General features: G+C 68.0%; 22 protein-coding genes. 10 read left to right on the forward strand and 12 right to left on the reverse strand.

Annotated elements, in window-relative coordinates:
• Position 1: 1 nt before the first annotated feature.
• Both ACLFA2_RS18960 and zapE read right to left on the reverse strand, forming a co-directional pair.
• The gene (locus tag ACLFA2_RS18960) at positions 2 to 1240 is read right to left on the reverse strand and encodes an ammonium transporter (RefSeq protein ID WP_021200663.1); all 1239 of its coding nucleotides are present in this window, start codon (positions 1238 to 1240) and stop codon (positions 2 to 4) included.
• 134 nt (positions 1241 to 1374) lie between these two features.
• A complete protein-coding gene (gene zapE, locus ACLFA2_RS18965) occupies positions 1375 to 2412 on the reverse strand; it encodes a cell division protein ZapE (RefSeq protein ID WP_029259286.1) in 1038 nt (345 codons plus the stop codon).
• A gap of 146 nt (positions 2413 to 2558) precedes the next feature.
• Between zapE and ACLFA2_RS18970 the strand changes: the two genes are divergently transcribed.
• Complete coding sequence (locus tag ACLFA2_RS18970; RefSeq protein ID WP_021200665.1) at positions 2559 to 3452, forward strand: sulfurtransferase; 894 nt, start codon at positions 2559 to 2561, stop codon at positions 3450 to 3452.
• A gap of 19 nt (positions 3453 to 3471) precedes the next feature.
• Positions 3472 to 3903, forward strand: a complete 432-nt coding sequence (locus ACLFA2_RS18975; protein ID WP_021200666.1) for a SufE family protein — start codon at positions 3472 to 3474, stop codon at positions 3901 to 3903.
• On the opposite strand, the gene ACLFA2_RS18980 is transcribed toward ACLFA2_RS18975, so the two are convergent.
• Positions 3887 to 5041: an alpha/beta hydrolase family protein gene (locus ACLFA2_RS18980; protein ID WP_021200667.1), complete on the reverse strand. Its 1155-nt coding sequence runs from the start codon at positions 5039 to 5041 to the stop codon at positions 3887 to 3889. The genes ACLFA2_RS18975 and ACLFA2_RS18980 overlap by 17 nt on opposite strands.
• Before the next feature lie 25 nt (positions 5042 to 5066).
• Here ACLFA2_RS18980 and ACLFA2_RS18985 point away from each other — a divergent pair, with 25 nt between their 5' ends.
• From ACLFA2_RS18985 to ACLFA2_RS19000, 4 genes are all read left to right on the forward strand, one after another.
• Entirely contained in the window at positions 5067 to 5648 is a 582-nt protein-coding gene (locus tag ACLFA2_RS18985) for a DUF3000 domain-containing protein (protein ID WP_021200668.1), read from the forward strand.
• The gene (locus ACLFA2_RS18990) at positions 5641 to 6834 is read left to right on the forward strand and encodes a ribonuclease D (RefSeq protein WP_031207679.1); all 1194 of its coding nucleotides are present in this window, start codon (positions 5641 to 5643) and stop codon (positions 6832 to 6834) included. Before ACLFA2_RS18985 ends, ACLFA2_RS18990 begins: the two co-directional genes overlap by 8 nt.
• Positions 6835 to 6906: 72 nt before the next feature.
• Positions 6907 to 8112, forward strand: coding sequence for a thiolase family protein (locus ACLFA2_RS18995; protein WP_021200670.1), 1206 nt, complete (start codon positions 6907 to 6909; stop codon positions 8110 to 8112).
• 8 nt (positions 8113 to 8120) lie between these two features.
• Positions 8121 to 10265, forward strand: a complete 2145-nt coding sequence (locus tag ACLFA2_RS19000; protein WP_031207681.1) for a 3-hydroxyacyl-CoA dehydrogenase NAD-binding domain-containing protein — start codon at positions 8121 to 8123, stop codon at positions 10263 to 10265.
• A 214-nt stretch (positions 10266 to 10479) separates the two neighbouring features.
• On the opposite strand, the gene ACLFA2_RS19005 is transcribed toward ACLFA2_RS19000, so the two are convergent.
• From ACLFA2_RS19005 to ACLFA2_RS19015, 3 genes are read right to left on the reverse strand one after another with little or no spacing between them, the layout of a single operon-like run.
• On the reverse strand, positions 10480 to 12111 hold the full coding sequence (locus ACLFA2_RS19005; protein WP_347125787.1) for a GMC family oxidoreductase: 1632 nt from the start codon (positions 12109 to 12111) through the stop codon (positions 10480 to 10482).
• Positions 12104 to 13009 carry a YegS/Rv2252/BmrU family lipid kinase gene (locus tag ACLFA2_RS19010; protein WP_021200674.1) on the reverse strand — a complete coding sequence of 302 codons (906 nt, stop codon included), beginning with the start codon at positions 13007 to 13009 and terminating at the stop codon, positions 12104 to 12106. Before ACLFA2_RS19010 ends, ACLFA2_RS19005 begins: the two co-directional genes overlap by 8 nt.
• A 1-nt stretch (position 13010) precedes the next feature.
• Entirely contained in the window at positions 13011 to 14633 is a 1623-nt protein-coding gene (locus ACLFA2_RS19015) for an FAD-binding oxidoreductase (protein WP_235045239.1), read from the reverse strand.
• A 20-nt stretch (positions 14634 to 14653) separates the two neighbouring features.
• Here ACLFA2_RS19015 and ACLFA2_RS19020 point away from each other — a divergent pair, with 20 nt between their 5' ends.
• The 3 genes from ACLFA2_RS19020 (at position 14654) to ACLFA2_RS19030 (ending at position 17573) form a co-directional block, all read left to right on the forward strand.
• Positions 14654 to 15232 carry a TetR/AcrR family transcriptional regulator gene (locus tag ACLFA2_RS19020; RefSeq protein WP_021200676.1) on the forward strand — a complete coding sequence of 193 codons (579 nt, stop codon included), beginning with the start codon at positions 14654 to 14656 and terminating at the stop codon, positions 15230 to 15232.
• The gene (locus tag ACLFA2_RS19025; protein ID WP_426621809.1) at positions 15229 to 16680 is read left to right on the forward strand and encodes a glycerol-3-phosphate dehydrogenase/oxidase; all 1452 of its coding nucleotides are present in this window, start codon (positions 15229 to 15231) and stop codon (positions 16678 to 16680) included. Before ACLFA2_RS19020 ends, ACLFA2_RS19025 begins: the two co-directional genes overlap by 4 nt.
• 197 nt (positions 16681 to 16877) lie before the next feature.
• Positions 16878 to 17573 carry an SPFH domain-containing protein gene (locus ACLFA2_RS19030; RefSeq protein ID WP_426621810.1) on the forward strand — a complete coding sequence of 232 codons (696 nt, stop codon included), beginning with the start codon at positions 16878 to 16880 and terminating at the stop codon, positions 17571 to 17573.
• A gap of 39 nt (positions 17574 to 17612) precedes the next feature.
• On the opposite strand, the gene dxs is transcribed toward ACLFA2_RS19030, so the two are convergent.
• The 5 genes from dxs to dut form a co-directional block, all read right to left on the reverse strand.
• Positions 17613 to 19553, reverse strand: coding sequence for a 1-deoxy-D-xylulose-5-phosphate synthase (dxs, locus tag ACLFA2_RS19035; RefSeq protein WP_021200679.1), 1941 nt, complete (start codon positions 19551 to 19553; stop codon positions 17613 to 17615).
• A gap of 169 nt (positions 19554 to 19722) precedes the next feature.
• Entirely contained in the window at positions 19723 to 22557 is a 2835-nt protein-coding gene (locus ACLFA2_RS19040) for an aconitate hydratase (RefSeq protein ID WP_021200680.1), read from the reverse strand.
• 153 nt (positions 22558 to 22710) lie between these two features.
• On the reverse strand, positions 22711 to 23445 hold the full coding sequence (locus tag ACLFA2_RS19045; RefSeq protein ID WP_021200681.1) for a DUF3159 domain-containing protein: 735 nt from the start codon (positions 23443 to 23445) through the stop codon (positions 22711 to 22713).
• Positions 23442 to 24029, reverse strand: a complete 588-nt coding sequence (locus tag ACLFA2_RS19050) for a DUF3710 domain-containing protein (protein WP_021200682.1) — start codon at positions 24027 to 24029, stop codon at positions 23442 to 23444. Before ACLFA2_RS19050 ends, ACLFA2_RS19045 begins: the two co-directional genes overlap by 4 nt.
• Positions 24022 to 24495 (reverse strand): dUTP diphosphatase, encoded by a 474-nt coding sequence (dut, locus tag ACLFA2_RS19055; protein ID WP_426621811.1) that lies wholly within the window; start codon positions 24493 to 24495, stop codon positions 24022 to 24024. Before dut ends, ACLFA2_RS19050 begins: the two co-directional genes overlap by 8 nt.
• A gap of 12 nt (positions 24496 to 24507) precedes the next feature.
• On the opposite strand from dut, the gene ACLFA2_RS19060 reads away from it, so the two are divergent.
• The gene (locus tag ACLFA2_RS19060; RefSeq protein ID WP_426621812.1) at positions 24508 to 24972 is read left to right on the forward strand and encodes a DUF3093 domain-containing protein; all 465 of its coding nucleotides are present in this window, start codon (positions 24508 to 24510) and stop codon (positions 24970 to 24972) included.
• A 113-nt stretch (positions 24973 to 25085) separates the two neighbouring features.
• Here ACLFA2_RS19060 and ACLFA2_RS19065 read toward each other — a convergent pair whose 3' ends face one another.
• Positions 25086 to 25379, reverse strand: a complete 294-nt coding sequence (locus ACLFA2_RS19065) for a DUF4193 domain-containing protein (RefSeq protein WP_029259298.1) — start codon at positions 25377 to 25379, stop codon at positions 25086 to 25088.
• Positions 25380 to 25577: the final 198 nt, after the last annotated feature.

The following is a 25577-nucleotide window of genomic DNA, read 5'->3' on the forward strand; positions in this document are numbered from 1 at the left end:
ATCACGCGTCTGCGAGTGCGTAGCCCTCCTCGCCGTGCACGACCTGGTCGACACCGGCGATCTCGTCTTCGTTCGTGACGCGGAAGCCGATGGTCTTCTCGATCGCGAAGCCGATGATGAACGCGACGATGAAGGAGTAGATCAGCACTCCGAGCGCCGCGATCAGCTGTACGGCGAGCTGGCGGGCGTCGCCGCCGACGAACAGTCCCGTCTCGGTAGCGAAGAAGCCGAGGTACAGCGTTCCGATGAGACCGCCGACGAGGTGGATGCCGACCACGTCGAGCGAGTCGTCGAATCCGAGGCGGAACTTCAACTCGATCGCGAGGGCGCACACGACACCGGCGAGTGCGCCGAGAAGCAGAGCCCAACCCGGCGTCAGGTTGGCGCAGGCCGGGGTGATCGCGACCAGACCGGCGACGGCACCGGACGCTGCACCGACCGAGGTGGGCTTGCCGTCCTTGATCTTCTCGACGAGGATCCAGCCGAGGATGGCGGCCGCCGTGGCGCCCAGGGTGTTCAGACCGATGAGTCCGACGCCGCCCATGTCTTCGGCCAGCCATTCCGCTCCCGCGTTGAAACCGAACCAGCCGAACCACAGCAGGGCGGCCCCGAGGAGCGTGAGCGGCACGTTGTGCGGCTTCAGGATGCCCTTCTGGAACCCGATGCGCTTGCCGAGGACCAGGGCGAGTGCCAGAGCCGCGGCGCCCGCGTTGATGTGCACGGCGGTACCGCCGGCGTAGTCGATCACGCCGATGCCGCTGTCCTCGCCGAAGAGCGTGGTGCCGAGGTTCATGATCCAGCCACCGCCCCAGACCCACGCGGCGACCGGGAAGTAGCCGACGGTCGCGAAGATGCCGGCGAAGATGAGCCAGCTGCCGAACTTCGCACGATCCGCGATCGCTCCGGAGATCAGCGCGACCGTGATGATCGCGAATGTGGCACCGTAGGCCACCCCCAGGAGCGCGACGTTCGAGCCCTCACCGGCCGCCAGGCTCGACAGCCCGAAGTCCGCGAAGGGGTTGCCAGCGAAGGCGGTCGGGCTGTCGACCGCGCTCATCGAGAAACCGAAGAGAATCCAGAGCACGGCGACGAGTCCGATGGAGCCGAAGCTCATCATCATCATGCTGACGACGCTCTTCGCCTTGACGAGACCGCCATAGAAGAAGGCGACGCCGGGCGTCATGAGCAGCACCAGCGCTGTCGCGGTGATCGCCCACGAGATGTTGCCGGGAGCATCCATAGGAAAACCTCACATCCGAAGTAATTGAGAGCTTCAGTGTGACGACCTGCGGTTTCGTCAATGCGTGAGGTTTGTTTCCCCGCTGTTACAGCGCGGCTCCGCCCGTGAACATCGCGTTACGCGCGCCTGCAGGCTTACGCAGAATGTGTCAGGGCATTGAGTCGGGAGATGGCGCGGAGGTACTTCTTGCGGTACCCGCCGGCGAGCATCTCGTCGGAGAAGACCGCGTCGAGGCCGAGCCCGGTGGCCACGATCGGGATCTGCGCGTCGTACACACGATCGACGAACGCGACGAAGCGCAGCGCCTCCGACTGATCGGTGAGCTGGCGCACGCCGCGCAGGCCCACGCTTCCCAGTCCGTCGATCAGCCTGATGTAGCGCGAGGGGTGCACCTGCGCGAGATGACGGATCAGATCGTCGAACCGGTCGTCCGACGCTGCGCCCGCAGCGCCGGCCCTTTCGATCGCCGTCTCGTACGCGTCGTCGTCGAGCACCACCGCGTGTCCGTCGAGGGCGCGCTGGCGGAAGTCGACGCCATCGATGCGCAGCGTCTGGAAGCTGTCGGACATCGCATGGATCTCGCGCAGGAAGTCCTGTGCGGCGAAGCGCCCCTCGCCGAGCGCGTTCGGCGGGGTGTTCGAGGTCGCGGCGAGCCGGGTCCCCGTCGGCACGAGCTCTCCCAGAAGGCGGGTCATCACCATCGTGTCGCCCGGGTCGTCGAGCTCGAACTCGTCGATGCACAGCAGGTCGGCACCTTTGAGCAGATCGACGGTGTTCTTGTAGCCGAGTGCGCCGACCAGGGCGGTGTACTCGATGAACGAGCCGAAGTATTTCCGGCGGGCGGGCATCGCGTGATAGATCGAGGCGAGCAGGTGCGTCTTCCCGACGCCGAAACCACCGTCGAGGTAGACGCCGGGCTTCAGCTCGGGCTCCTTCTTCGCCCGGCTGAACAGCCCTCCGCGCTTCGCGGGGGTGCCGCGCCCGGCGAAGCGCATCAGCGTCTCCTTCGCCTCCTCCTGCGAGGGATATGCGGGATCGGCGCGATAGCTGTCGAACGTCGCGGTGTCGAACTGCGGCGGCGGCACCAGGCTCGCCAGCATCTCGGGTCCGCTGACGGTCGGCTGGCGCTCGGTGAGGTGCACGATTCCCGTGCGGCTGGTCGGGTCGGTCATCACGGTCCTGAATCAGGTGCTCACCTGTGTCGAAGTCTTACGAATCGGGCGCAGGGTGCTCGGCGGGGATCTATCGTCGAAGGGACGGATCAACACTACGCCGTCTGCAGCCGCACCCTCGTCCGCTCAAACGCTTCGGAGATCCCATGGCCATCGAGTTCGATTCCTCCTCCCCCAAGTTCGCCGAGTACGCCGAACCCGGCCGGCTCGTCACCACCGAGTGGCTCGCGGAACGGCTGGGGACTCCTGGACTCGTGGTCGTCGAGTCCGACGAAGACGTGCTCCTCTACGAAACCGGCCACATCCCGGGCGCGGTGAAGGTCGACTGGCACACCGAACTCAACGACCCGGTCGTGCGCGACTACGTCGACGGCGAGGGCTTCGCCGAGCTGCTCAGCCGCAAGGGCATCGCACGCGACGACACGGTCGTCATCTACGGCGACAAGAACAACTGGTGGGCCGCCTACGCCCTCTGGGTGTTCTCGCTGTTCGGCCACGAAGACGTGCGTCTGCTCGACGGCGGACGCGATCGGTGGATCGCCGAGGGGCGCGAGCTCACGCGTGAGGCAACGAACCGGCCGCCCACGGAGTACCCCGTCGTCGAGCGCGACGACTCGATCATCCGTGCATACAAGGAAGATGTCCTGGCCCACATCGGCAGCCCGCTGATCGATGTGCGCTCCCCAGAGGAGTACAGCGGAGAGCGCACGACGGCGCCCGCGTATCCCGAGGAGGGAACCCTCCGCGCCGGTCACATCCCGACCGCGCAGAGCGTGCCGTGGGCGAAGGCGGTGGCCGAGGACGGCGGCTTCCGCAGCCGTGCGGAGCTCGACGCGATCTACCGCGACGGCGCAGGGCTCCGCGACGGGGATGATGTCGTCGCCTACTGCCGGATCGGCGAGCGGTCGAGCCACACCTGGTTCGTGCTCAAGCACCTCCTCGGCTTCGAGAACGTGCGCAACTACGACGGATCCTGGACAGAGTGGGGCAGCGCGGTACGCGTGCCCATCGTCACCGGTTCCGAGCCCGGCACACTCTGAACATGTGACAATGACAGGGATGAGCACAAGCGACGTTCCTGACACTCTCGCCGAGATCCGCGACGGCTTCCTGGAGACCCCGGAGCCCGATCGCCTCCTGCTGCTGCTCGAGTTCTCGGACGAGCTTCCCGACGTCTCCGACGAGGTCGCGGCCCACCCGGAGATGTACGAGCGCGTCGCGGAGTGCCAGTCGCCGGTGTACATCCATGTCGAGGTGAACGATGACATCGTGACGATGCACGCGACAGCCCCGCCCGAAGCTCCGACGACCCGCGGGTTCGCAAGCATCCTGGTGCAGGGTCTCACCGGCCTCACCGCAGACGAGGTGCTCGCGATTCCGAATGACTACCCGCAGTCGATCGGTCTCACGAAGGCCGTGTCCCCTCTGCGCATCGGGGGCATGACCGGGATGCTGATGCGGGCGAAGAACCAGGTCAGCCAGAAACGCTGAGAGCCTGTGATTCGAGCCAGTCCGTGATCGCGGTCGTCCAGCCGGTCTGGTCGTAGTTCCACAGCTTCGTGTGGCGTGCCACCGTGAACTTCGGCATCGTCACGAGATCCGGACGTGCCTCCTGCAGCGCGTGCGATGAATCCGCCGGCACGAAGCCGTCGTCGTCGCTGTGCAGGATCAGCACGGGCGCGGTCAGTTCGTCGGCACGAGCGACCATGTCCAGACGATCGAAGTGGATCGGTTCGTCCGCTCCGCTCAGGCGCGCGGTCAGAGGCATCTGGAGTGCCCCCATCGCGAGTTCCGGCAGCGGCGCACGCACGCCGGCCAGTTTCGCCTGGAACCGCAGCACCGTGCGCCAGTCGACCACGGGAGACTCGAGGATGATCCCGGCGATGCGCTCCCGGTGGCCGGACGTCACTGCGGCCTGCAGCGATACGGCGCCCCCCATGGACCAGCCCATCAGGATCACCCGCTCGGCGCCGTGTCGGAGCGCATAGGCGATGGCGGCGTCGACGTCACGCCACTCCGAGGCTCCGAGGGCGTAGGCACCCGCCCTCGTGCGCGGGGCCTCGCCGTCGTTGCGGTACGACACGACCAGGTTCGGCAACCCCGCGGCGTGCAGCACCGGCACCGCCCGCAGGCACTCGGCGCGGGTCGCTCCGCGTCCGTGAACCTGAATCACCCAGGTCGACGACGACGCCGGGAAGTACCAGGCAGGGCATGGCCCTGCGGGAGAGCCGATCAGCAGGTTCTCCCAGCGCAGATGGAGCTCGCTCGGAGACGAGTAGTAGTAGCCGCTGAAGGCCGCGGCACGATCGACACGTGCGCCGGGTTCGATCTGGGTGAGGAGCTTGCGCCGTACGGCCGAACCATCGGCGCTGAGCACCGCCCCGAGTTTGACGTAGCCGTAGGTGCCCGTCGTGAACAGGCCGTAGCGACCGGGAAGCTCGGTGTCGGGTGTGCGCTTCAGCTCGATGGTCTGGGCACCCGTGTCGACCGAGAGGATCTCCGTGTCGGTCGCGCGGCGCATGGGCGTGACGACCCGACGGGCCACGGCGAACACGACGAGAGCGAGCGCTGCTCCGAACGCGAACAGGGCAGGGACAAGGAGCGTAACGGCGTGCCTGAGACTCTTCATCGCTTCCTGACTCTAGCCTGTTGCCGTGACCGCACACCCCGAGGCCGGGACGCCTTTCGAGAGCGCCGTGGCCGAACTGCGCGAGACCGAGTTCCGCGATGACATCACGGTGCGCGAGATCGCCACGCCACAGGGCCTCGCGCCTTTCGCCATCGCCCTCGCCGCCGACGTGCGCCCGGAGGGTGACGGCGAGTCCGTGTACGGCACCGGCCGGTTCGTCCTGCTGCACGATCCGGACGAGCCGGGAGCCTGGGGAGGCTCGTGGCGCATCGTCATCTTCGCGCAGGCGCCGCTCGAGACCGAGATCGGCACCGATCCGCTTCTCGCCGACGTGACGTGGTCATGGCTGGTCGATGCTCTCGACTCGCGCCAAGCGGTCTATCACTCGGAATCGGGCACGTCGACGAAGACGCTGTCGAAGGGATTCGGCGGGCTCGCCGTCGAAGGAGACGGCGCCCAGATAGAATTGCGGGCGTCCTGGACTCCGGAGGGCCCGTTCCGACCGCACGTCGAAGCATGGGCCGAGCTGGTCGGAATGCTGGCGGGGCTTCCGCCCGGCTCCGAGGGCATCGCCGTGATCGGCGCGCGAAAGGCTGTACGTGACTGAATACTCCGTGATCTCGGATGCCGAGGAGTTCCGCGCAGCCTGCGCCGTGCTCGCCGCCGGTACCGGACCCGTCGCCGTGGACGTCGAGCGGGCGTCCGGCTTCCGCTATTCGCAGCGCGCCTATCTGGTGCAGGTGTTCCGTCGCGAGGCCGGCGTCTTCCTCTTCGACCCGCCGGCGATCGGCGATTTCGCACCTCTCCAGGAGGCGATCGGTGACGTGGAGTGGGTGCTCCACGCGGCGAGCCAGGACCTGCCGTCCCTTCGCGAACTGCGCCTCGAACCGCCGGTGATCTTCGACACCGAGCTCGCCTCGCGCCTGCTCGGCCACGAGCGTGTCGGCCTCGGTGCCGTCGTCGAGGACACGCTGGGCATCATGCTCAAGAAGGAGCACTCCGCCGCCGACTGGTCGACACGCCCGCTCCCCGATTCCTGGCTCGAGTACGCCGCCCTCGACGTGCTGCACCTGATCGACGTCCGCGACGTCCTCGTTCTCGAGCTCGAAGAGCAGGGCAAGACCGAGTTCGCCGCCGAGGAGTTCGCCGCCACCCTCGCCCGCGCTCCCAAACCGCCGCGCGAAGATCCCTGGCGCCGCCTCAGCGGCCTGCACCAGGTGCGTGGAGCCCGGAACCTCGCCGTCGCCCGTGCCCTCTGGCAGGCACGCGAAGCGTACGCGCAGGAGCAGGATGTCTCCCCCGGACGACTCGTGCCCGACCGCTCCCTGGTGGCGGCGGTGCTGGCGAACCCGCAGTCGAAGCAGGCGCTGGCCGGCCTCAAGGAGTTCCAGGGCCGCGCGAGCCGCACGCAGCTCGACCGCTGGTGGCAGGCGATCGTCGAAGGCAGGGCGTCGGAAGAGCTTCCCCGCGAACGCGTTCCGAGCGACACCCTTCCGCCCCCTCGCGCGTGGGCTGACCGGAATCCCGAGGCGGATGCACGACTCAAGGCCGCCCGTCCGGTCGTGGAGGCCGTCGCCGAGGAGCTGGGCATGCCCACCGAGAACCTCCTCACTCCGGAGCACCTGCGCCGCGTGGCCTGGGACCTGCCCGGTGAAACCCCCGAGGCGATCGCGGACGCGTTGGCAGCGCTGGGTGCCCGACCCTGGCAGATTGCACAGACCGCACAGAAGATCGCTGCCGCCTTTGTAGAGGCGGCGCAAACGCCCGACACGACGCCCGCACCGGCTTCGTAGGTTCGACCCAACCGATTCCTCCCCGTTTCGCGGGCTTCATAGACTGAGGCCACGCACTAACTTGGAGGCAGAGTGGCCGAGATCTCGGACGTCTTCTTCGTCGATGGAGTACGCACCCCCTTCGGGCGCGCCGGCGAAAAAGGCATGTACTGGAACACCCGCGCAGATGACCTCGCCGTGAAGGCGACCATCGGCCTGATGGAGCGCAACGCCGCCGTCCCGGCAGACCGCATCGATGACGTCGCGATCGCCGCGACGAGCCAGACCGGCGACCAGGGGCTGACGCTCGGACGCTCGGTGGCGATCCTCGCCGGGCTTCCGCAGACCGTGCCCGGCCTCGCGGTCGAGCGCATGTGCGCCGGCGCCATGACGAGCGTCACGACCATGGGAGCCTCGATCGGCGTCGGCATGTACGACTTCGCCCTCGCCGGCGGTGTCGAGCACATGGGTCATCACCCGATCGGTGGCAACGCGGATCCGAACCCGCGCTTCGTCGCCGAGAAGATGGTCGACCCCGGTGCACTCAACATGGGCGTCACCGCCGAGCGCATCTTCGACCGGTTCCCGCACCTGACCAAGGAGCGCTCCGACCGGTTCGGCATGCTGAGCCAGCACAAGGTGCAGGCGGCGTACGACGCCGGCAAGATCCAGCCCGACCTCGTGTCGGTCGCCACCAAGGGTGCCGACGGCGCCTGGGGTCTCGCGACCGAAGACGAGGGCCGTCGCCCGCAGACGACGATGGAAGACCTCGCGGCCCTCAAGACTCCCTTCCGTCCGCACGGGCGTGTCACGGCCGGCACCTCCTCCCCCCTCACCGACGGCGCCACGATGTCGCTGCTCGCCGGAGGTGGCGCGGTGAAGGAGTTCGGACTCGCGCCGAAGATGCGGATGGTCTCGTTCGCGTTCGCCGGCGTGCAGCCGGAGATCATGGGCATCGGACCGATTCCGTCGACCGAGAAGGCGCTCAAGAAGGCCGGACTGACGATCGCCGACATCGGGCTGTTCGAACTCAACGAGGCGTTCGCCATCCAGGTGATCTCGCTGCTCGACCACTTCGGCATCGCCGATGACGATCCCCGCGTCAACCAGTGGGGTGGCGCGATCGCACTCGGACACCCGCTCGCGGCGTCCGGTGTGCGTCTGATGATCCAGCTCGCCGCGCAGTTCGCCGAGCGTCCCGACGTCCGCTACGGTCTGACCGCCATGTGCGTCGGTCTCGGTCAGGGCGGTTCGGTCATCTGGGAGAACCCGCACTACGACGGCAAGAAGAAGAAGTGAGCGCGAACGTGACCAACTACGACGAGATCGACTTCTCCCCCATCCAGGCACTCACCGAGGGCGAGGTCATCACGCAGTCGCCGGTGCGCGACATCCGTCTCGCGTCCGGCAAGGTGCTCGCCCTGATCACGCTCGACAACGGCCGAGACCACACGCGTCCGAACACGCTGGGTCCCGCGACGCTGACGCAGCTGGGCGAGACGCTCGACGGCCTCAAGGCGCGCGCCGCGGCCGGCGAGATCCAGGCTGTCGGCATCACCGGCAAGCAGTACATCCTCGCGGCCGGCGCCGACCTGTCCGACATCAGCAAGGTCGGATCGCGCGACAACGCCCGCCTGATCGCGCAGCTCGGACACAAGGTCCTCGGCACGCTCAGCGACCTCGGCGTGCCGTCGTTCGCCTTCGTGAACGGCCTCGCCCTGGGCGGCGGCCTGGAGATCGCGCTGAACTCCAGCTACCGCACCGTCGACTCCTCTGCTGCGGCGGTGGCACTGCCCGAGGTCTTCCTCGGCATCATCCCCGGTTGGGGCGGCGCCTACCTGCTGCCGAACCTGATCGGCATCGAGAACGCCCTCGAGGTCGTCATCTCCAACCCGCTCAAGCAGAACCGGATGCTGAAGCCGCAGCAGGCGTTCGACCTGGGCATCTTCGACGCGATCTTCCCCGCGGCGAACTACCTCGAGAACTCGCTGGCCTGGGCGGATGCCGTCCTGGGTGGCAAGAAGGTCGAGCGCAAGAACGAGCCCGGCAAGATCGAGCGTCTCACCAAGTGGCCGATCGCCATCAAGATGGCGCGCGGGATGCTGGAGTCGAAGATCGGCACCATGCCGAAGTCGCCGTATGCGGCCCTCGACCTGCTCGACAAGGCCAAGGGCGGCACCAAGGCCGAAGGCTTCGCCCGCGAGGACGAGGCACTCGCCGAACTCGTCACGGGCGACCAGTTCGCTGCATCCATGTACGCCTTCGACCTCGTGCAGAAGCGCGCGAAGCGACCGGTCGGAGCTCCCGACAAGGCGCTCGCGAAGAAGGTCACCAAGGTCGGCATCATCGGCGCCGGTCTCATGGCGAGCCAGTTCGCACTGCTCTTCGTGCGCAAGCTCCAGGTGCCCGTGCTCATCACCGACCTGGATCAGGCACGCGTCGACAAGGGCGTCGCCTACATCCACGAGGAGATCGGCAAGCTCGAAGCGAAGGGACGCCTGGACTCCGATTCGGCGAACAAGCTGCGCGCGCTCGTCACCGGCACCACCGACAAGAGCCTGTACGCGGACTGCGACTTCGTGATCGAGGCCGTGTTCGAAGAGGTCGGGGTCAAGCAGCAGGTGTTCGGCGAGATCGAGAAGATCATCGCCGAGGACGCGATCCTCGCGACCAACACGTCGTCGCTCTCCGTCGAGGAGATCGGATCGAAGCTCGCTCACCCCGAACGCCTGGTCGGCTTCCACTTCTTCAACCCTGTCGCGGTGATGCCGCTGATCGAGATCGTGAAGACACCGGCGACGGACGATGCGGCTCTGTCGACGGCGTTCGTGGTCGCGAAGAACCTCGGAAAGAACGCGGTCCTCACCGCCGACGCCCCCGGCTTCGTCGTGAACCGACTGCTCGCCAAGGTCATGGGCGAGGCGGCTCGCGCCGTCTACGAGGGCACCCCCATCGCCGATGTCGAGAAGGCCTTCGGCCCGCTCGGCCTGCCGATGGGCCCGTTCCAGTTGATCGACCTCGTCGGCTGGAAGGTCGCCGCCCACGTGCAGGACACGATGGTGAAGGCCTTCCCCGACCGCTTCTACGCCAACGAGAACTTCCATGCGCTCGCGGAGCTCGACACCGTCGTGGAGAAGGACAAGGGCGGGCGCGTCATCGGCTGGAGCAAGCAGGCGGAGAAGGTTCTGAAGCCCGCCGTCGGCAAGAACCCCGCAACGGCGGCGACGATCCTCCAGCGGGTGCAGGACGGTCTGGCGCAGGAGATCAAGCTGATGCTCGACGAGGGCGTCGTGCCCGAGGTCGAGGACATCGACCTGTGCCTGATCCTCGGCGCCGGCTGGCCGTTCATCGACGGTGGTGCTTCACCGTACCTCGACCGTGAGGGAGCCTCGGAGCGGGCCTTCGGCGGCTCGTTCCACACCCCGCAGATCCGCGGCGTCGAGAGCCGCTGATCGTCGGACGCCATCCCGCGAAGCGCTCCACAGGATTCCTGGCGAATCCGGTGGAGCGCTTCGTCGTCCGCCGCATAAGCACGCACACCTCCGAGCCGCACATCGCGCTGCCGCTCCCTGGCGTGAGCCCCGTCGGCGTGGCCCACTGCCGGCGCTGGCCGGCGTCGTGGGCCCTGCATGATGCCCCTGCGCCGCAGGCCCCGATCGCCGAGACTCAGCTCGCGGGCTGAGCCGGTCGGGGGTCTTCGTCACCACGTCGAGGCCAGTACGACAGCGCCCGTTCGGCCAGCGCGGTGATCGTGAGCGAGGGGTTCACGCCGGGATTCGCGGGAACGGCCGCCCCGTCGACGACGTGCAGGCCGGGGTGTCCCCAGACCCGGTGATATGCGTCGACGACCCCTTCCGCGGGCGACGCCGAGATCACCGCACCGCCGAGGAAGTGCGCCGTGAGCGGGATGCCGAACACCTCCGGCCAGGATCCGCGTGCGGCCGCAGACACCCCGCCGTCCGCCTCGACCCGCGCGGCGATCGCCGCAGCAGCCGTATGGGCTTGGGGCAGATAGCTCGGGTTCGGCTCCCCGTGTCCCTGCGCACTCGTCATCACGAGGCGACCGAAGCGGCGGCGCAGCGAGAGGGTGAGCGAATTGTCCGCCGTCTGCATCACCAGCGCGATGATTCCACGCTCGCTCCAACGGCGGAGACTCCCGAGCCGCCACTGTCTCACCGGTGAGCGGAGCACCTGCGCGACCAGACGGCGCAGGCGCACGCCCAGCGGCTGTCCGCCGGGGACGATGACGGTCGCCAGCGCACCCATCAGGTTCGATCCCGGACCGTAGCGGACGTTCTCGACGTGCGTGCGATCGTCTATGTGGAACGAGGTCGTGATCGCGACGCCCCGGGCGAGCTCGAGCGATTCCGGGACGCTCGTGGCGACCGCGCCGTCCAGCGCCTCGGAGTTGGTTCGGGTCAGCTGCCCCACGGCGTCGGAGACCCGCGGCAGCGCCCCGGACGCCTTCATACGGTGCAGCAGCTGCTGCGTACCCCAGGTGCCGGCGGCCAGCACCACCTGCCGGGCGGTCACGGTTCTCCGCTCATGCCGGAACCAGGCTCCGCTGCGCTGCGTCGTCACCGCGAACCCACCCCCGGGGAGCTCCCGCACCTCGCTCACCGTTCGCAGCGCCTCGATCGCGACCCCTCGGCGCTCCGCGAGATGCAGGTAGTTCTTCATGAGCGTGTTCTTCGCGCCGACGCGGCAGCCCACCATGCAGTTGCCGCAGAGGGTGCAACCGGTGCGATCAGGGCCCTCACCGCCGAAGAACGGATCCGGAGTGCGCTCCCCCGGCTTCCCGAACCAGACCCCGACGGGCGCGTGGCGGAACGTCGCACCGACGCCGAGGTCGTCCGCGGCGCCGGCCATGATCCGCTCCACCGGACCCGTGTGCGGGTAGCGCTCCACGACGCCGAGCATCCGCTTCGCCGTGGCATAGTGGGGTGCCAACTCGGACTCCCAGTCCGCGATGCCCTGCCACTGGGGGTCCGCGAAGAAGGCCGCCCCCGGCTGGTACAGCGTGTTCGCATAGTTGAGTGATCCGCCACCCACCCCGGCGCCCGCCAGAATCATCACGTGCGGCAGTCGGTGGATGCGCTGCACACCGTAACAGCCGAGCACTGGTGCCCACAGGTACCGGCGGACGTTCCAGTTGGTCTTCGCGAAGTCATCGTCCTCGAAGCGGCGACCCGCCTCGTAGACGCGGACGCGGTAGCCCTTCTCCGCAAGTCGCAGAGCGGCCACGGAACCTCCGAATCCGGAACCCACGACCACGACATCCTCGTCGAACTCAGTCATCGCTCCCCTTCGGCACCATCATCGTGAGCGCGCCCGGCAGCACCGCGATGGTGCACTCATCCTCGCCGATCCGCTCGCCGTCGGCATAGACCACCAGGCCGGTGGCCGACACCGTGACGGACCGTGCACGACGATGCGCCACCTCGTCGCGCGCGAGATGCGTCCCGCGGAGCAGCAGGGGGAAGAGACGAAGCAGGCGCAGCCGGCCCAACGGGGCGACATGGACGATGTCGAGGAGCCCGTCGTCGGGGACGGCCCCGGCGCAGATCGGCATCCCGCCGCCGTAGCTGGAGGTGCTGCCGGCCGCGATCAGCGTACCCGGCTCGCTTCTCGGCGGCTCGCCATCGATGGCGAGGGTGAACTCCATGGGACGCAGCCGCACGAGTTCGATCAGCAGGGCGAGGTAATAGCGAGGCGCACCGTGCGGCCAGCGGAGCCGGTTGGTGCGATCGCTGACCTTCGCGTCGAAACCCAGCGCCGCGATGGTCAGGAATTTCCTGCTGCCCTTCCCGGTGCGGACCACGCCGACGTCGATCGACCGGGGCACGCCCGTGAGAGCGAGTTCGGCGGCAGCCCGTGCGTCGCTGCGTGGGAGTCCGAGAGCGCGGGCGAGGTCGTTCCCGGTCCCGGCCGCGACCAGCACCACGGGGACCGATGCCGCACATACCGTGTCGAGCACACCGGACAGTGTGCCATCACCACCGACGACGACCAGCGCTCGCGGATCGTCTGCCACGGCCGCGACCGCGAGCCGTGCGGTGTCTTCTGCGGATCCTCCCGCATAGGCCCGCACCTCGACACCACGATCACGAAGATGCAGAACAGCAGCTTCCGCCGCTCGCCCGCCCCGCCCTTTGCCGGAGAACGGATTCGCGAGCACGGCGATGTGCTCGGCCATGTCAGAGCGTCCGCTCGATGGGGATCACAGCACCCGGGTTGAGGATGCCCGACGGATCGAGTTCGCGCTTGATCGCACGGAGGATACGGACGCCCGTCTCGCCGATCTCCGCACGGAGCCAGGGCGCATGATCCCTGCCGACCGCGTGGTGATGGCTGATGGTCCCCCCCGACGCGACGATCGCATCGTTGACGCGCGCCTTCACGACTTCCCACACACCGAGCGGGTCCGAACGGATGCCGGCGAGCACGGTGAAGTACAGGGAAGCCCCGGTCGGGTAGATGTGGGAGACGTGGCACATGATGTACGACTTCGCCCCGGCGTCGGCGAAGCCGTCTTTGAGTGCAGAGTCGACCGCCGAACGCAGTGTCTGCAGGTTCGACCATGTGGTCGCGGTCTCGAGCGTCTCGCAGAAGACACCGGCGTCGAGCAGCGAATCCCGCAGGTAGGGGCCGTCGAACCGACCTTTCAGCCAGTCCTCCGCTGCCCCTTCACCTGCCGAGACTCCGCCGGCCGCAGCGAGCTGGATGCTGGCGCGGGCACGCCGCTCGGCGATACCGTCACCTTCGTACACGGTCACCACGCTGGCGCCCTTCGCGAGAGCCCTGCCGATCTTGCCGACCTGCGCGAGACTCACCGCCGTCTCCGCTTCGTCGGAGAGCCGGATGACGGTGGGGCCGTCGCCCTGCTGCGCGACCCGCCGCAGCCCCTCGGCGCCGCTGGTGAAGTCGGGGAAGGACCAGGATTCGAACACGCGGTCGCGCGGGATCCGATGCACCCGCACCCGTACCTCGGTGATCACGCCGAAGATGCCCTCGGAGCCGAGGAACACCCTGATCAGGTCTGGCCCTGCGGCGGAACCGGGCGAGCGCCCGAGCTCGATGTCGCCGGTCGGCGTCGCCACTCTGATCCCGGTCACCATCGTGTCGAAGCGCCCGTTGCCCGCCGAGTTCTGTCCCGAAGACCGGGCCGCCGCGAATCCGCCGATCGTGGCGTAGCGGAAGCTCTGAGGGAAGTGGCCGAGTTCGAAGCCGTGCGCGGACAGCGCTGCTTCCGCCTCCGGGCCTGTCGTCCCCGCCGCGAACAGGGCTTCGCCGCTGAACTCATCCAGCCGGATCAGACCGCTGAGACGTCGCAGGTCGAGGCTCACGACCGCGTGATGCGCGCCCCGGTCGGGGTCCAGTGCGCCGACGACACTAGTGCCGCCCCCGAAGGGGATCACCGCGATCCCTCGCGCGACCGCGATGTCGAGGCACGCGCGCACCTCGTCGTGATCGGCAGGACGGAGGACGGCATCCGGCGCCTCCTGACGCACCTCGCGACGACGGAGGAGGTCGGGTGTCGAACGCCCACCTGCGTGGCGGATGCGTGCCTCGGCGGCATCATCGATGTTCGTCGGGCCGAGCGCGGCGCTGAATGCCGCATGATCCTCAGCGGTCAAGCGCGGCGGATCGAGCTGCACGTGCCCGAGCTCGATCGCCGGTCCGGGCTTGCGCACTCGCCCCAGCAGCATCGGCAGCAGCGCGCGCACCGCCAGGGGCAGGTCCTTCGCCTTGGCCGGATCACCCCAGCCGTTCCATCTCATCGACGGGTCCGCATCGACCCTGCCACTGTCTTGGCCCATGCGTTACAGTGTGACACATCATGGAAGAACGTCAACCACAATGGGATGCGACACAGACGCGGATCCTCGACGCGGCCGACGCGCTGATCGAGCGTCGCGGCGTGCACGGCGTCACCATCGCCGAGCTCGCCCGTCGCGCCGATCTCAGTCGCCCCACGATCTACCGCAACTGGAGCGATGCCGATGATGTCGTCCGCGCCGCGCTGCTGCGGCGCGTCGACGGCATCCTGGGCACCTTCCCCGCGGAAGCGCGCACCCGGACGGTCCTCGTCAACGACGTCCTCCATTTCACGACGCTCTTCCGCAATGACACCCTCTACGGGCGTCTGCTCGCCGATGAACCCGAAGCCTTCACCCGCTACACGCTGCAGCGGGTGGGATCGAGTCAGCGCTTGATCCTCGACTGGCTCGCCACGGCGATCGGCACCGCACAGGCCGACGGCTCGGTCAGATCGGGACCACCGCAGGAGATCGCGGTCATGCTGCTGCTCATCGCACAGTCCGCGGTCCTCTCCCACGGCACCGTGGCAGACCTCATCTCGGAGAACGCGTGGGAGCGCGAACTGCGAGCCGCACTCGACGGGCTGCTCCGCCCATGACCCGGGAGTCATCCGCGCTCAACGTCGCGCGACGGAGGATCGAACTCGCACGCGCAGCCGACGAGACGGTCGACGTCCTCGTCGTCGGGGGCGGTATCACGGGCGTGGGTGTCGCTCTGGACGCCGTCTCGCGCGGGCTCCGTGTGACGCTGATAGAAGCCGAGGATCTCGCCTTCGGGACCAGCCGATTCAGCTCGAAGCTCGTGCACGGCGGCCTGCGCTACCTCGCGACCGGTGACATCGCGACCGCGCGAGAGAGCGCACACGAGCGACATCTCCTGATGACCACGATCGCCCCGCATCTGATCCGCCCGCTCGGACAGCTCCTGCCCTTCTCCCGCGGAGTCACGCTCCGCCAGCGCACTGCGGGCGCCGTCGGGATGGGGCTGGGAGATCTGCTCCGCATGCGCGCGCACACCACCCGTACGACGCTGCCTGCCCCCGCTCTCGTGTCCGCGCGCTCCGCCACCCGCCTGGTGCCTGCGCTCGACCCTCACGGCCTCCGCGGCGGAATGCTGTCCTTCGACGGCCAGCTGGTCGACGACGCGCGGCTCGTGGCGACCGTCGCCCGCACGGCGGCATCTCTTGGCGCTCGCATCCTCACCCGCGTCCGCGCGCTCGTGTTGCGGGAAGACGGCGCATCGGTCGAGGAGACGTCCACGGGCGAGCGGTTCGAGGTCAGAGCCCGCGCCGTCATCAACGCGACCGGCGTCTGGGCCGGTGCGCTCGATCAGACGATCCACGTGCGCCCGAGCCGAGGGACGCACATCGTCCTCGCCGCCGCCGACCTGGGTTCGCCGTCGGCCGCGCTCACCATCCCGCACGAGGGATCGATCAGTCGCTACGTCTTCGCGCTGCCGCAGGCCTTCGGCCGCGTGATCGTCGGCCTCACCGACGAAGACTCCCCCGGTGTCGTACCGCGTGTCGCCCGGCCGACGGAGCCGGAGATCGATTTCCTGCTGCAGAACCTCAATCGCGTGATCGCGGCTCCCCTCGGCCGCGATCGGGTGCGGGGCGCGTTCGCCGGCCTGCGTCCGCTGGTCGACAGCGGGACCGACTCCACCGCCGATGTCTCTCGCCGGCATCTGGTGACGGTATCCACCGCCGGATTCGTCACGGTGCTCGGGGGAAAGCTGACCACCTACCGCCGGATGGCCGAGGATGCCGTGGACCTTGCGGGACGCACCCGCGGACTGCAGTCGGGGCCGAGCCGCACGGCGTCGTTGCGCCTCGTCGATCGGTCGGTGCCCGCCTCGGATGACGTGCTCGACGACGCCACGGGCTTGACCGCCGCGGAGGTCGAGTTCGCCGTTCGCACGGAGGGCGCGATGACCGTCGATGACGTCCTCGACAGGCGCACCCGTGTCGGACTCGTGGATGCCGATCGCGCACGCTGCCACGCGGCGGTCGAGAACGTCGTCGCCCGCACTCTCGCCGACCTCGCCTGACCCGCCGCGGCGAATCCTGGCCCGCCGCGGCGAATCCTGGCCCGCCGCGGCGAATCCTGGCCCGCCGCGGCGAATCCTGAGCGGTGCGTATCCAGCGCACAGCGCCGCGGGTAACGTGCGCGGAACAGCGCATGAACTCCCCCGCCCGACCCGTCCCGAAGGCACCCCGGACCCCGGCGACCCTGCACAGTGGTGACATGGACATGCTCTTCACGATGCTGGGCAGCAAGGGGATGTCGGGTCTGCTGAAGACCGGAACGGCGATCCTCACCACCCTTCTGGTCCTCCCCGCCCTCCTCAAGCTCTTCATCGTCACCGTCGACGAGGGGTGGGCGGCGATCCGGACGCGCAACGGCAAGCCGATCATCCGCAACCGCCCGCAGCGTCGTCCGCGGAACCGCGGCGGGGCCGTCGGAGAGGTCGTCGTTCTTGACCCGGGCTCGCACGGAGCATTCCCGCTGTTCTACTGGTACAAGCTCATCGACGTCCGTTGCCGTGCGACCGATCTGCCCGCGCGAGAGATGAGCGGCGCGAGCGGACACCAGCACCGCGTGCATGCCTCGTTCGAGTGGCGTCCGATACCGACGGGAAGCGATCTTCGGGTGTTCGAGCTCGACGTCGTGAACGTCAAGGAGCGAGCCTCGAACATCGTCGGCGCCGCGCTGAGAGACGTGATCCGTGGGCTCGAGGGAGCCGAGCTGCCGCACAACGACGAGATCAACACCCGAGTGATCGCGGCCAGCGCCGCGGAGGTGCGTCGCGCCTGCGGCGTCGAGCTGGTGCGGGTCATGGTCACCGGCGACGCACTCACCGACGGTTACCTGCTGTCGACCGCGCTCCGAGAAGCCGATCGCGGAGCACAGGCCGTCGCCGCGTTGCACGCTCTGAACTGACGTCTGCGCGCAGGGGATTGCGAAGGGTCGGAGCGAGCGTCAGTGCCGTTCGTGCAGCGGAAGATCGATGGTTCCTGTCTCTCCCGCGTCACGCGCCTTCGGGATTCGCGTCCCGAGCACCTGCGACACGATGTCCTGTGCGATCTTCGGCGCTGTGAGGCCGGCGTCGACGAGGATCTGATCACGCGATGCGTGGTCGATGAACTCGTCGGGAAGACCCAGCTCATCCACCGCGGTGTCGATGCCCGCCTCGCGAAGGACCTGACGTACACGGGTGCCGATGCCTCCGACCCGGATCCCGTCTTCGAGGGTGATCACGAGGCGGTGATGGGCGGCGAGTTCCACGATCGACGGCTGCACCGGAATAGCCCAGCGCGGGTCGATGACCGTCGCGCCGATCCCCTGCGCTCGAAGGCGGTCCGCGACATCGAGAGCGAGTTCGGCGAATGGTCCGATGGCGACGATCAGGACGTCTTCGGATTCGCCGCGGGCGAGCACATCGACGCCGTCGCTCAGACGTTCGATCGCGGGAAGATCGGCGGCGACCTCGCCCTTCGGGAAGCGGATGACCGTCGGAGCGTCTTCGACGTCGACGGCCTCACCGAGGGCCTCCGTCAGCCGCGCCCCATCACGCGGCGCGGCGATGCGGATGTGCGGGACGATCTGCAGCATCGCGAGATCCCACATGCCGTGGTGGCTGGGACCGTCGGGACCGGTGACGCCCGCTCGATCGAGGACGAAGGTGACTCCGGCACGGTGCAGAGCCACGTCCATCAGCACCTGGTCGAAGGCGCGTCCCATGAACGTGGCGTACAGGGCGACGACGGGGTGCAAGCCCCCGTAGGCCAGACCAGCCGCTGACGCCACCGCGTGCTGTTCTGCGATGCCCACGTCATAGACGCGATCGGGGAAGCGTTCGGCGAACGGCGCGAGGCCGGTGGGGCGCAGCATCGCAGCCGTCATCGCGATCACATCGTCGCGCTGCTCGCCGACAGCCACCAACGCGTCGGAGAACACATCGGTCCACCCACGCCCACCGGACGACAGGGTCTCCCCGGTCGTGGGGTCGATCTTGCCGACGGCGTGGAACTGATCGGCTTCGTCGTCGCGGGCCGGCTGGTAGCCACGGCCCTTCTCGGTGATGGTGTGGACGATGACGGGCGCACCGTACGACTTCGCCAACTCCAGAGTCTCGAGGAGCGCGGGAAGATCGTGGCCGTCGACCGGACCGAGGTACTTGATGTCGAGGTTGGAGTACAGCGCCTCGTTGTTGGTGAACCTCGACAGGAAGCCGTGCGTGCCTCCCCGGACGCCGCGGAACACCGCACGTCCCACGGGACCGAAAGCGCGGAACAGGCGATCGGACCGCTGGTGGAGGTCCTTGTAGGCTGCTGCCGTGCGCACGCGGTTGAGGTACCGCGACATGCCGCCGATCGTCGGCGCGTAGGAGCGTCCGTTGTCGTTGACGACGATGACCAGGTTGCGGTCGTTGTCATCGGAGATGTTGTTCAACGCCTCCCAGGTCATGCCGCCGGTCAGCGCGCCGTCGCCGACGACCGCGACCACGTGCCGGTCGGCACGACCGGTGGCCGTCAAGGCCCGGGAGATGCCGTCCGCCCAGCTGAGCGAGCTGGAGGCGTGCGACGACTCCACCACATCATGGGCGCTCTCGCCCCGCTGCGGGTACCCGGCGAGACCACCGCGCACGCGCAGCGCCGAGAAGTCCTGGCGCCCGGTGAGGAGCTTGTGCACGTAGGACTGGTGTCCGGTGTCGAAGATGAAGGGGTCGTCCGGGGAGGAGAACACTCGATGGAGAGCGATCGTGAGTTCGACGACGCCGAGGTTGGGGCCGAGGTGGCCGCCCGTCCTGGACACGTTCTCGACCAGGAACGTGCGGATCTCCGCAGCGAGCTCGGTCAACTGGTCGGTCGAGAGTGCATCGAGATCACGGGGTCCAGAGATGCTCGGAAGAATGGGCATCTGCACCTCCTCACAGGCTCCGTCAGAAGCGCCCGACGACGGTGCGAGCGCCCCTCGATCCTACCCCGCCGGACTCAGAGAGCACGGCGAATCGGACCCCCTTGACAGGAAGGGCCGGCACGATGAAGGGGCCCGGGTCCGCAGACCCGAGCCCCTTCGTCTCGTGCGATCAGACCAGCGAACGCAGCACGTACTGCAGGATGCCGCCGTTGCGGTAGTAGTCGGCTTCACCGGGGGTGTCGATGCGGACGACAGCATCGAACTCCACCGGCTGCTTGCCCTCGGGCGAGTTCTCGCTCGGAGTGGCCGTGACCTTGACCGTCTTGGGCGTGACACCGTTGTTGAGCTCTTCCAGACCCGAGATCGAGACGATCTCGGTGCCGTCGAGGCCCAGCGATTCCCAGCTCTCGCCGGCGGGGAACTGCAGCGGGACGACACCCATGCCGATCAGGTTCGAGCGGTGGATGCGCTCGAAGCTCTCGGTGATGACCGCCTTGACGCCCAGCAGGCTCGTGCCCTTGGCCGCCCAGTCACGCGACGAACCCGAGCCGTACTCCTTGCCACCGAAGATGACGAGGGGCGTGCCCTGCTCCTGATAGTTCATGCTCGCGTCGTAGATGTACGACTGCGGGCCACCGGGCTGCGTGAAGTCGCGGGTGAAGCCACCCTCGACGACCTGTCCGTCGTTCACGGCAGCGACCATCGCGTTCTTCAGACGAATGTTCGCGAAGGTTCCGCGGATCATGACCTCGTGGTTGCCGCGACGCGAGCCGAAGGAGTTGAAGTCCTTGCGGTCCACGCCGTGCTCCGTGAGGTACTGCGCCGCGGGCGTTCCGGCCTTGATGTTCCCGGCGGGCGAGATGTGGTCGGTGGTGACCGAGTCGCCGAGCGTCGCCATCACGCGCGCACCCTCGATGTCCTTCACCGGGGTGAGCTCCATCGTCATGCCCTCGAAGTACGGCGCCTTGCGCACGTACGTGGAGTTCTCGTCCCACTGGAAGATCGCGTCGTCCGGAGTGGGCAGGCTGCGCCAGCGCTCGTCACCGTCGAAGACCGTCGCGTACTGCTTGATGAACTGCTCGCGCGAGATCGAGGAGTCGACGAGTTCCTGCACCTCGGCCGGGGTCGGCCAGATGTCCTTCAGGAAGACGTCTTCGCCGTCGGTGCCCTTGCCGAGCGCGTCGTTCTCGAAGTCGAAGTGCATCGACCCGGCCAGCGCGTACGCGATGACCAGCGGCGGGCTGGCGAGGTAGTTCATCTTCACGTCGGGGCTGATGCGACCCTCGAAGTTGCGGTTTCCGGAGAGGACCGCGGTGACGGCGAGGTCGTGCGAGTTGATCGCTTCGGAGACCTCTTCGATCAGCGGACCCGAGTTGCCGATGCAGATGGTGCAGCCGTAGCCGACGGTGTAGAAGCCGAGTCCCTCGAGGTCCTTGTCGAGTCCGGACTTCTCGTAGTAGTCGGTGACGACCTTCGACCCCGGGCCGAGCGTGGTCTTGACCCACGGCTTCTGCTTCAGACCCTTCTCGAGAGCCTTGCGTGCGACGAGGCCGGCGGCGATCATCACCGACGGGTTCGACGTGTTGGTGCACGAGGTGATGGCCGCGAGGGTGACGGCACCGTTGTCGAGGATGTACTTCTCCCCCGACGGCGTCGTGACCGGCACGGGCTTCGAGGCGTTAGCCGGTGCGCCGCTGTTGATGTGCACCGGACGCGTGGTGGGCTCTTCGTCGCCGGGTGCCTGTCCGGGGTCGGAGGCCGGGAAGGAGTGCTTCGATTCGAGGTCGACGATCGAGTCCGAGGTCGATGCCGTCGCGTAGCTCAGGATGTCCTGCTCGAACTGCGACTTCGCCTCGGAGAGCAGGATGCGGTCCTGCGGGCGCTTCGGGCCGGCGATCGACGGCACGACGGTGCCGAGGTCGAGCTCGAGGTACTCGCTGAACGTGGGCTCGTGCGCGGCGTCGTGCCAGAGCTTCTGCTCCTTGGCGTAAGCCTCGACCAGCGCGACGGCCTCTTCGCTGCGGCCGGTGAGTCGCAGGTAGTCGAGCGTCACGTCGTCGATCGGGAAGATCGCGGCGGTGGAGCCGAACTCCGGCGACATGTTGCCGATGGTCGCGCGGTTGGCGAGCGGCACCGACGCGACGCCCTCTCCGTAGAACTCGACGAACTTGCCGACCACACCGTGCTTGCGCAGCAGGTCGGTGATCGTGAGCACCACGTCGGTCGCGGTCACGCCGGCGGGGATCTCGCCGGAGAGCTTGAAGCCCACGACGCGCGGGATGAGCATCGACACGGGCTGGCCGAGCATGGCTGCCTCGGCCTCGATGCCGCCGACGCCCCAGCCCAGCACGCCGAGGCCGTTGACCATGGTGGTGTGCGAGTCGGTGCCGACGCAGGTGTCGGGGTATGCGCGGAGCACACCGTCGACGTTGCGGTCGTAGATGACCTTGGCCAGGTGCTCGATGTTCACCTGGTGGACGATGCCGGTTCCCGGCGGGACGACCTTGAAGTCGCTGAACGCGGTCTGACCCCAACGCAGGAACTGATAACGCTCGCCGTTGCGCTCGTACTCGATCTCGACGTTGCGCTCGAGGGCGTTCTCAGAGCCGAACAGGTCGGCGATCACGGAGTGGTCGATGACCATCTCGGCGGGCGAGAGCGGGTTGATCTTGTTCGCGTCACCGCCGAGTGCCGTCACGGCCTCGCGCATGGTGGCGAGGTCGACGATGCACGGCACACCGGTGAAGTCCTGCATGACCACACGGGCCGGCGTGAACTGGATCTCGGTGTTCGGCTCGGCCGCGGCATCCCACGAACCCAGCGCCTCGATCTGCGCCTTCGTCACATTCGCGCCGTCTTCGGTGCGAAGCAGGTTCTCCAGGAGGACCTTGAGACTGAAGGGAAGCTTCTCGAAACCCGGCACCGTGTCGATGCGGAAGATCTCATAGTCGGTGCTGCCGACTGTCAGGGTGCTCTTGGCACCGAAGCTGTTCACCGTGGACACGAATCCGTCTCCTTCTATTCGGATGGGAGCGACAGGCGCCTCCATCTTGCTCGCCAGCGAGCCCCTGCGGCTAGCAAGGCGGACCTAACCAGTCTGCTCCGCGCAGCTCACCGGCGAAAGCCTGCGATTTATCTTGATGTCAAGATAAATCTATCACGCCTCGGGGGCATCCTCGCGCGCGGGCTCGCGCGGGTGCAACGCGCGGACCACGAGCCACGTGACGGCGATCAGCGGGGCGAACAGCGGCAGCCCCATGATGAGTTTGAGCGTGCCCAGCGCCGTGACGTCACCGGCCAGATAAAGGGGCAGCTGCACAGCCAGCCGGGTGAAGAACAGCGCGGCCCAGGCGATCCCCAGCCAGAAGTAGGCACGTCGCTTGCGGCGATCGTTCCGCCAGGTGGTGCCCTCCCCCATCAGGAATCCGACGGCGAGGCCGATCAGCGACCAGCCGATCAGTGCCGACACCAGGATGACCGAGCCGTAGACCGCGTTGGTGATGAGCCCCGGGACGAAGTTGTCGGCGCCGCGTCCGGTCCACAGAGCCAGCGCTGCCGCGGCGACCGCGGCGATGAGACCGCCGAGGGCGGCCGAGGGCGGCGACTTCTGCACGAGTCGGACGATCGTGAAGACGGCTGCGAGACCGACCGAGATGCCGAGCGAGAGGATCAGCGGCTCGGGGCGGATCGTGAAGATGATCACGAACGCGAGGCTGGGCAGCACCGACTCGAGGATGCCCCGCCACCCGCCCATGGCGGTCCACACGACCGTGTGGGTGGCCGCACTCTCCGACGGGTCGAGCCCGGCACGACGGGCGACTCCTCCGAGGGCCTCCCCGAGGATCTCGGAGGTGCTCTTCTCCCGTTCGGCGTCGGGCTCGGGAGTGCTCACGCGGAACCAGGGGTCGCCGGCATCTTGAGCGGGATCAGGTCGCGCGGCGGCATCGGAGACCCGCCGCGGACGACCACGATCGACCGGAAGAGGTCTTCGACCTTCTCCGCCGCTTCGGGGTCCGAGGCACCGGCGCCGCCGATCACGCCGCGAAGGAACCAGCGCGGGCCGTCGATGCCGATGAAGCGCGCGAGGCGCAGACCGGATCCCTCCGCCGCCGTGGCGGGGACCTCGGCGAGGAGCTCCTTGCCCAGCGGGCCTTCGCGCTCTTCCACGCGGCCGCCCTGCGCCTTGACCTGGTCGCGGAGCTGTACGCGGGTCTCGTCCCACAGTCCTCCGGTGCGCGGTGCGGCGAAGGGCTGCACCTGCAGCGAGGAGTCCGCGTAATCGAGGCCGACCGCCACGATGCGCTTCGACTGCTCCTCGACCTCGAGGCGCAGGTTCAGACCTTCGCGCGGCAGGATCTTGATGCCGCCGAGGTCGATGTAGGGACGGACCGGGTTCGCCTCGGAATCGTCGAAGGGACCGTCGGTGGCACGATTCAGCGGTGCCGACTTCGAAGGGGTCTCGTTGTTGTCAGTCATTGGCCTGTCCTGCTTCGTTCTGGTGGGTCGCTGCCTGGTAACCGGTGGAACCGAACCCACCGGCACCGCGGACACTGTCCGGCAGCTCGTCGACCGGGATGAACGTGGCGCGCGTGACCGGCATGATGATCAGCTGCGCGATACGATCGCCGACCGCCACATCGTACGCGCTCTGGGTATCCGTGTTGATCAGGCTCACCTTGATCTCGCCGCGATACCCGGCATCCACCGTCCCCGGCGAGTTCACGATCGAGATCCCGTGCTTCGCGGCCAGTCCGCTGCGCGGAACCACGAAAGCGGCGTACCCGTCGGGCAGCGCGATGCTGACGCCCGTCGGCACCAGTGCACGCTCTCCCGGCTCGAGGTGCGCGGCCTCCGCCGCGACCAGATCGGCACCGGCATCGCCCGGATGCGCATACCCGGGCACCACTGCAGCGATAATGGGGACATCAACGGAATCGGTCACCCCATGAGGCTAATGCAGAACCCCGCCACAGACGCACGTCCCCGCTACCGCGAAAGACTCTCGCCGAGCCTCTGGCTGCTCGTGACCGTCGCGGTCGCCGGCCCCATGGTGTCGCTCGTCTTCGTGCCGATCGGCTCGACCGTCGCACTGGTCCTCGGCGCCGCCGTATCGGCCCTCCTGGTGCTGGGCTTCATCGCGGCCACCCCTGTCGTCTCCGTCATCGGCACGGTGCTGCGCGCCGGCCGCGCGCACATCGACACGAAGCATCTTGGCGAGCCGGTGGCCCTGACCGGCGACGACGCCCGGCAGGCTCGCGGCCCCCGGCTCCCGGCGCGCGGGTGGCACCTGATCCGCGGCGGCATCGACGGAATCGTCGTCGTCCCGAATCTCGACCCGGACGACCCCGTCGACACGTGGACCGTCTCGACACGCACGCCGGATCGACTGGCAGCGGCGATCCGCACTGCGCAGAGCTGAGACGCGGCACGAAGAGGCAGAGCTGAGGTGCGGAGCCGAGAGGCACCCGCATACGACAGCGCGCCCCTGACCGGAGTGGTCGGGGGCGCGTGATACGTCGCTCGGAGGACTGCTTACGCAGCGCACTCCTTGCAGATGGGCCCGGATGCGCCCTCGTGGTCGAGCTGTGAACGGTGCTTCACGAGGAAGCAGCTCATGCACGTGAACTCGTCCTGCTGCGCGGGCAGCACGACGACGTCGAGCTCGAGATCGGAGAGGTCGGCACCCGGAAGGTCGAAGCTCGACGGGTTGTCGGAGTCTTCGTCCCCGCTTGAGCCGGAGAGCTTGTCCGGCACACGCTCCTTCAGGGCTTCGATCGACTCGGAGTCGTCTTCGCTCTTTCGGGGGGCGTCGTAATCGGTTGCCATGCGGTAGATCTCCACTTTCATGGTGCGAGTGGGTGGTGCGCCGTCGGGTATTCGGCGGCCATAGTTTGCACGACCGGACGACATAACGCAAATGCTCGCCCGTTCGCCTGAACAAACTCACGGCACGCCCAGGGTATTCCCGGCCCGGATGCCCCATGCGTGACACCATGATGAGACACCCATCAGAGGGGCATTCGC

The sequence above is a fragment of the Microbacterium sp. As-52 genome, from assembly GCF_049949185.1.
GTDB lineage: Bacteria > Actinomycetota > Actinomycetes > Actinomycetales > Microbacteriaceae > Microbacterium > Microbacterium maritypicum_A.

Excerpts from the sequence above, each read along its gene's own strand:
- ACLFA2_RS18960 (WP_021200663.1), bottom strand. The coding sequence starts at position 1,240 with ATGGATGCTCCCGGCAACATCTCGTGGGCGATCACCGCGACAGCGCTG.
- zapE (WP_029259286.1), bottom strand. The coding sequence starts at position 2,412 with ATGACCGACCCGACCAGCCGCACGGGAATCGTGCACCTCACCGAGCGC.
- ACLFA2_RS18970 (WP_021200665.1), top strand. The coding sequence starts at position 2,559 with ATGGCCATCGAGTTCGATTCCTCCTCCCCCAAGTTCGCCGAGTACGCC.
- ACLFA2_RS18975 (WP_021200666.1), top strand. The coding sequence starts at position 3,472 with ATGAGCACAAGCGACGTTCCTGACACTCTCGCCGAGATCCGCGACGGC.
- ACLFA2_RS18980 (WP_021200667.1), bottom strand. The coding sequence starts at position 5,041 with ATGAAGAGTCTCAGGCACGCCGTTACGCTCCTTGTCCCTGCCCTGTTC.
- ACLFA2_RS19005 (WP_347125787.1), bottom strand. The coding sequence starts at position 12,111 with ATGACTGAGTTCGACGAGGATGTCGTGGTCGTGGGTTCCGGATTCGGA.
- ACLFA2_RS19010 (WP_021200674.1), bottom strand. The coding sequence starts at position 13,009 with ATGGCCGAGCACATCGCCGTGCTCGCGAATCCGTTCTCCGGCAAAGGG.
- ACLFA2_RS19015 (WP_235045239.1), bottom strand. The coding sequence starts at position 14,633 with ATGGGCCAAGACAGTGGCAGGGTCGATGCGGACCCGTCGATGAGATGG.
- ACLFA2_RS19020 (WP_021200676.1), top strand. The coding sequence starts at position 14,654 with ATGGAAGAACGTCAACCACAATGGGATGCGACACAGACGCGGATCCTC.
- ACLFA2_RS19025 (WP_426621809.1), top strand. The coding sequence starts at position 15,229 with ATGACCCGGGAGTCATCCGCGCTCAACGTCGCGCGACGGAGGATCGAA.
- ACLFA2_RS19030 (WP_426621810.1), top strand. The coding sequence starts at position 16,878 with ATGGACATGCTCTTCACGATGCTGGGCAGCAAGGGGATGTCGGGTCTG.
- dxs (WP_021200679.1), bottom strand. The coding sequence starts at position 19,553 with ATGCCCATTCTTCCGAGCATCTCTGGACCCCGTGATCTCGATGCACTC.
- ACLFA2_RS19050 (WP_021200682.1), bottom strand. The coding sequence starts at position 24,029 with ATGACTGACAACAACGAGACCCCTTCGAAGTCGGCACCGCTGAATCGT.
- ACLFA2_RS19060 (WP_426621812.1), top strand. The coding sequence starts at position 24,508 with ATGCAGAACCCCGCCACAGACGCACGTCCCCGCTACCGCGAAAGACTC.
- ACLFA2_RS19065 (WP_029259298.1), bottom strand. The coding sequence starts at position 25,379 with ATGGCAACCGATTACGACGCCCCCCGAAAGAGCGAAGACGACTCCGAG.